General features: G+C 32.9%; 6 protein-coding genes and 1 tRNA gene. 3 read left to right on the forward strand and 4 right to left on the reverse strand.

Annotated elements, in window-relative coordinates; translation table 11 throughout:
- Positions 1–160 precede the first annotated feature (160 nt).
- The 3 genes from rpsT to proS form a co-directional block, all read right to left on the reverse strand.
- The gene (rpsT, locus tag FHS04_RS06525; RefSeq protein WP_027880707.1) at positions 161–412 is read right to left on the reverse strand and encodes a 30S ribosomal protein S20; all 252 of its coding nucleotides are present in this window, start codon (positions 410–412) and stop codon (positions 161–163) included.
- Between the two features lie 25 nt (positions 413–437).
- A tRNA-Glu gene (locus FHS04_RS06530) sits at positions 438–509 on the reverse strand.
- 159 nt (positions 510–668) lie between these two features.
- Positions 669–2,147, reverse strand: a complete 1,479-nt coding sequence (proS, locus tag FHS04_RS06535) for a proline--tRNA ligase (RefSeq protein WP_106679001.1) — start codon at positions 2,145–2,147, stop codon at positions 669–671.
- Between the two features lie 100 nt (positions 2,148–2,247).
- Between proS and FHS04_RS06540 the strand changes: the two genes are divergently transcribed.
- The 3 genes from FHS04_RS06540 to FHS04_RS06550 all read left to right on the forward strand — a co-directional run bounded on the left by FHS04_RS06540 (position 2,248) and on the right by FHS04_RS06550 (position 5,023).
- On the forward strand, positions 2,248–3,237 hold the full coding sequence (locus FHS04_RS06540) for a hypothetical protein (RefSeq protein ID WP_106678999.1): 990 nt from the start codon (positions 2,248–2,250) through the stop codon (positions 3,235–3,237).
- A 70-nt stretch (positions 3,238–3,307) separates the two neighbouring features.
- A complete protein-coding gene (locus FHS04_RS06545; protein ID WP_106678997.1) occupies positions 3,308–4,828 on the forward strand; it encodes an OmpP1/FadL family transporter in 1,521 nt (506 codons plus the stop codon).
- A 27-nt stretch (positions 4,829–4,855) separates the two neighbouring features.
- Positions 4,856–5,023, forward strand: a complete 168-nt coding sequence (locus FHS04_RS06550; protein WP_106678995.1) for a dodecin family protein — start codon at positions 4,856–4,858, stop codon at positions 5,021–5,023.
- Positions 5,024–5,136: 113 nt separating this feature from the next.
- Here the strand turns inward: FHS04_RS06550 and FHS04_RS14345 are convergent.
- A partial coding sequence (locus FHS04_RS14345) for a T9SS type B sorting domain-containing protein (RefSeq protein WP_260155903.1) occupies positions 5,137–6,090 on the reverse strand: 954 nt, incomplete at its 5' end.

The raw sequence follows: 6,090 nt of genomic DNA on the forward strand, positions 1-6,090 counted from the left end.
GACTTAAAGAATGTTATATATAAAAAAAGCCTTGAAATTATTCAAGGCTTTTTTTATAATCTTAAAATACGCTAATATTATAACTGAAAATTATTAAAAACAAAAAAACGCTTCATAAAATGAAGCGTTAAAATAATATTATATAACTAATAATAATTTCTTATAATGCAGCTACGTGCTTAGCTAATTTAGATTTAATATTAGCTGCTTTGTTAGCATGAATAATGTTTTTCTTAGCTAACTTATCTAACATAGATACAACAGAAGGTAATAACTCTTCAGCTTCTTTCTTGTTATCTAAGTCACGTAATTTTTTCACAGCATTACGAGTTGTCTTATGCTGATATCTATTTCTTAAGCGCTTAGCTTCGTTACTTCTTATTCTTTTTAATGCTGACTTATGATTTGCCATTAGTTCTTTTTTTATTAAAAAATTGTAGCCCGTAGGGGAATCGAACCCCTCTTACCAGGATGAAAACCTGGCGTCCTAGCCGATAGACGAACGGGCCATTTGTTATTTTGAGAGCGCAAATATAAATTATTTTTTAATACTTGCAAAACTTTTTTTTATTTCAAAACAACTAACAATGTTTCCATTGCGGATGCAAAAATACAACTATTTTTGACTATTGCAACAACTAATTAAAAAAAATTAAAAAAATTTTTTATTAGTATGCTTTTGCAAACAATACTCTACGGTTTGAAGGCTTACCAGTAAGCACACATTTACCTTCTTCTTCCTTTCCATCTAAAGGAATACATCTTATTGTTGCTTTAGTAAGTTCTTTTATTTTTTCTTCTGTTTCTGGTGTACCATCCCAATGAGCAGAAATAAAACCTCCTTTTTCTTTAAGTATAGTTTTAAACTCTTCAAAAGTATCTACTTTAGTTATATGATTATTTCTGTAATCTAATGCCTTATTAAATAGAGACTCTTGTATTTCTGTCATTAAACCTTCTACTTTTTCTGTTAAGCCATTTAGGTTTACTATTTCTTTAGTTAAGGTATCTCTTCTTGCTAATTCTACAGTTCTGTTTTCTAAGTCTCTTGCTCCTATTGCAATTCTTAGAGGAACTCCTTGAAGTTCATGCTGTGCAAATTTTGCTCCTGGTCTTAATGTATCTCGATTATCAAACTTAACAGTAATGTTTTTACTTCTTAAGTCTTTCATTATACCATTTACAACCTTTGTTATAGCTTCTTGCTGTTCTTCATTTTTATATATAGGAACTATTACAACTTGATTTGGTGCTAAATTTGGTGGTAAAACTAAACCTTTATCATCACTATGCGTCATAATTAATGCTCCCATTAATCGTGTTGAAACTCCCCAAGAAGTTGCCCATACGTAATCTTGCTTTCCTTCTTTAGAAGTAAACTTTACATCAAATGCTTTAGCAAAGTTTTGACCTAAAAAGTGCGATGTACCAGCTTGTAAAGCTTTACCATCTTGCATAAGTGCTTCTATACAGTATGTTTCTACTGCACCCGCAAACCTTTCACTTTCTGTTTTTAATCCTTGCACTACAGGTATAGCCATGAAGTTTTCTGCAAAGTCTGCGTAAACATTATTCATTTGTTCGGCTTCTGCAACTGCTTCTTTTTTTGTTGCATGCGCAGTATGACCTTCTTGCCATAAAAATTCTGCTGTTCGTAAGAACAATCGTGTACGCATTTCCCACCTTACAACATTAGCCCATTGATTTACTAGCAAAGGAAGATCTCTATAGGACTGTATCCAGCCTTTATATGTATTCCATATTATAGCTTCACTTGTTGGCCTTACCACAAGTTCTTCTTCTAGTTTTGCCTCTGGATCTACTCTTAATTTACCTGGATTATCAGGATCGTTTTGAAGTCTATAATGAGTAACTACTGCACATTCTTTAGCAAACCCTTCTGCATTTTTCTCTTCAGCTTCAAAAAGTTTTTTTGGTACAAATATTGGAAAATATGCATTTTCATGACCTGTTTCTTTAAACATTCTGTCTAACTCTGCTTGCATTTTTTCCCAAATTGCATAACCGTAAGGTTTTATAACCATACAACCTCTAACTGCTGAATTTTCAGCTAAATTAGCTTCTACAACCAATTCATTATACCATTTGGAATAATCTTCGGCTCTACTTGTCAATTTTTTACTCATATCGGTATTTTGGCACAAATATTGTGTCTATGTTAAATAATAGAATAGTTTAGCAAAACTAACTATTTTTGTATAGTTCAACAATTAAAAATAAAGCGTTATGAAATTATTTACTTTTTTATCTAACAAATTAAACGCACTTACAGCTATAATGGCTGCAATTGCACTAACCTCGTGTGGGTCTTATCAATATGTTGGACAAACAAATGATGGTATTTATGAAACATCTGACGCTTATGGGCAACAAACAGTTGTTATAGAAGAAGGAAATAATAATAATAATAATGATTATTACACTAACTATTTTAGAGAGAAAGCTTTAGAAGCTGAAGCTTATGACAATAATAACAACGAAATTTTTACAGATATTGACACCTATGAAGGAACATACTCTGATACTACTTCTGTTGTCCAAAAAGCTGGTTGGGGAGATTCTAATGATCAAGTTGTTATTAACGTTTACAATGACGTCTATTCAAACCAAATAGCTAGATACGGTTGGAACAATTGGGGATGGAATTCTTGGGGTATGACACCTTGGGGATGGAACTCATGGAGATGGAACAGACCATGGGGATGGAATTCTTGGGGATGGAATGCTGGTTTCTACGACCCTTTTTGGAATAGAGGTTTTTACGGATATGGTCCATTCTTTTATGGATATGGTTACGGAAATTACTATAATGGATACGCTTACAATGGTATATACACTAGAAGAGGTATTTCTTATAATGCTGGAAGAAGAGGATCTATATTAAGAAACTCGTCAGTTCTAAATGGTAGAAGTAACATAAATAGAGGTAACACAAATGTAAGACCAAGATCTGTAACAAGACCGAGAACTAACTCTACAACTAGACCTAGAACAAATACTACAAGACCAAGAACTAATTCTACTACTAGACCTAGAACTAGCACTACTAGACCTAGAACTAGAACTACTAGACCTAGAACAAATACTACTAGACCAAGGACTAGCACAACAAGACCTAGTACAAGTTCTCCAACAAGATCTTTTGGAGGAACAAGAAGTGGTGGATCCTCTTCTAGAGGAACATCTTCAAGATCTTCTGGTCGTAGAGGTGGATGATTAGAATATAAATAAGTCATTACTATTTAACCTTATTTATTCAAATTTATAATTACTTAAAAAAATTGAAATGAAAAAAATTGTTATGCTTGCCATAAGTAGCTTTGTTATGTCCTTTAGTTTTGGCCAAACAGTTACAGATGCTTTAAGATACTCTAATGATGATTTAAAAGGAACTGCTAGATTTAGAGCTTTAAGCGGTGCATTTGGTGCACTAGGAGGAGATTTAAGCGCTATAAGTATAAATCCTGCAGGTTCTGCTGTTTTTACAAGCAGTCATGCCACATTTACTTTAGAAAATCAAAACATTGATAATGAAACAAATTATTTTAATGTAAACAACACATCATCTGAATCTAATTTTGATTTTACTCAAGGTGGAGCCGTATTTGTCTTTAGAAATAATCGACAAGATTCACCTTGGAAGAAATTTTCTGTTGGAATAAATTTTGAAAATTCAAAACATTATGATGATAATTGGAAAGCTTCTGGAGTAAGTCAAAACTCTGTTGACCAATACTTTTTAGCTAATGCGCAAGGTTTACCCTTAGGTGAAATTTCTGCTTTAGAAGGAGAATCTACTTCTCAAGCTTATTCAGAAATTGGGAGTTTGTATGGCTATCAAAATCAACAAGCTTTTTTAGGTTATGACTCTTACATACTAGAACCTGAAACCTTTGATGATAATAATACAGTGTACTTTTCTAATATTGCTGCAGGAGACTTCAATCAAGCTAATAATTACTCTGCAACAGGATATAACGGAAAAGTGACTTTTAATGCTGCAGCACAATACACAGATGATTTATATATTGGTTTAAATTTAAATTCTCATTTTTTAAACTACGAAAGATACACTAGTTATTATGAAACAAATAATAACACAAACACTTTAGTTGATGAAGTTTTATTTGATAACACATTAGCCACTAACGGTACTGGTTTTTCGTTTCAATTAGGAACTATATACAAAGTAACACCAGAGTTACGAATAGGATTTACTTACGATTCTCCTACATGGATGACTATTGAAGAAGAGACCACACAATATTTAGAGACTTTCGTAATTGATGAAACAAATGGTGATTTCTACCAAATAGTAAATCCTAATATAGTTAACATATTTCCTAGCTACAAATTACAAACACCTTCTAGATTTTCTTCTAGTATAGCATATGTATTTGGACAAAAAGGTCTTATTAGTTTTGACTATTCTACTAAAGACTTTAGTAACACAAAGTTTAAACCAACTTCTGATTCTTATTATAGCGCACAAAACAATATTATGTCTAATTTACTAACTAGAGCAAATACTTACAGAATTGGTGGAGAATACAAAATAAAGCAGTTTAGTTTAAGAGGTGGTTACCGCTTTGAAGAAAGTCCTTATAAAAACAACGAAGTTATTGGCGATTTAACTGGTTACTCTTTTGGATTAGGTTACGACTTTGGAAACACCGTATTAGATTTGGCTTATAGTAATTCTTCTCAAGAAAGACAGGAGCAATTTTTTGATGTTGGTTTTACCAATGCAGCAAATATTGATAGAACAAACTCTAACATAACACTTTCTTTAAGTTTTAAGCTTTAATTCTAATAAAAACATAAATATAAAAGCTTGAGTTTTTACTCAAGCTTTTTTTACATATTAAAAGCAGTAAAATACGCATCAAAAAGTGTAAAAAACATACGTTCTGTGTATGTACAAGATCAAAGTGCAATTGTTAAAAGTGGTGAGGTAACAGAGTTTAGAGTTAATCTTAAAATCACTTTTGAAGTTGAGTAATCGCTTTTAGTTTTTATTTATAAAACACCTTATACTAAAAAGCCTGAACACTATGTTCAGGCTTTTTTGTTTCTATTTGTATTGGTTTGTTTGTTTTTATTAGGAGTTGTTTCCTAGCGTTTCAGAGTAAAGTGTGCTCTAAATTGCTTCTTGGTATCACTTGTATCTCCTGGTTCTCTATATTCTACTGTAAACCAATAGTCACTTGTTGGTAATGGGTTACCGTTATAGGTCCCATCCCATCCTGGTCCTGTTGGATTTAATTGCTTTAACAGCTTACCGTATCTATCAAAAATGTATATTACTGCATCTGGCTGATCACTTATTCCGTATATCTGCCATGTTTCGTTATATGTATCTCCGTTTGGTGTAAAGAAATGTGGGTAATCCATAACCATCACAGTTGTACTTGACTCGCCACATCCATTAATATCTCTTACTGTTATTGTATGCTCGCCACCACTTACATCATTAAATATATACGTATTGTCATTTGGCTCGTTATTATACCATGGTCCGCCATCTAACTGGAACTCATACTCTGAGACACCTGTCCCAGTTGCAGTAACTTGTATACTATGCACGTCTGCAAATGCTGGTGTAATTACATCTGCTTCTATACTTGGTGGTGCACTTTCTTCTACTAGAGTTGTATCTGTACTTACACAGCCTGTTAGGTTATCTTCTATAGTTACTGTATAGCTTCCGCCTTGTGTTGGCATGATACTACTTCCGGTTCCTACTACAGTACCGTTCAAGGTCCACTCAAACGTGTAGTCTGATGTACTTAATCCTGTCTCAATCTCTAATGGATTGATAACTTCGGTTCCGTTTGTATTTACACATAATAAGTAGTTATCTTCTAAATCTACTACTGGCAGTGGATTTACTTCTAATGTAATTGTTGCTATTTCGTAACATACCGAACTATCTACCATTGTTCCGGTTCCATCATCTACCATAGTATCATTATCTACGCGTACATAGATTACTTGTGGGTTTGAGATGTTTTCATACAGCAACGGTAATGGGTTTGTAGCTGCTTCGGCATTTGCTAAAGTCTCATA

The sequence above is a fragment of the Mesoflavibacter zeaxanthinifaciens subsp. sabulilitoris genome, assembly GCF_014191595.1.
Lineage (GTDB): Bacteria > Bacteroidota > Bacteroidia > Flavobacteriales > Flavobacteriaceae > Mesoflavibacter > Mesoflavibacter zeaxanthinifaciens.

Bases quoted from the DNA above. Each gene is read 5' to 3' on its own strand.
- proS (WP_106679001.1), bottom strand. From the start codon at position 2,147: ATGAGTAAAAAATTGACAAGTAGAGCCGAAGATTATTCCAAATGGTAT.
- rpsT (WP_027880707.1), bottom strand. From the start codon at position 412: ATGGCAAATCATAAGTCAGCATTAAAAAGAATAAGAAGTAACGAAGCT.
- FHS04_RS06540 (WP_106678999.1), top strand. From the start codon at position 2,248: ATGAAATTATTTACTTTTTTATCTAACAAATTAAACGCACTTACAGCT.
- FHS04_RS06545 (WP_106678997.1), top strand. From the start codon at position 3,308: ATGAAAAAAATTGTTATGCTTGCCATAAGTAGCTTTGTTATGTCCTTT.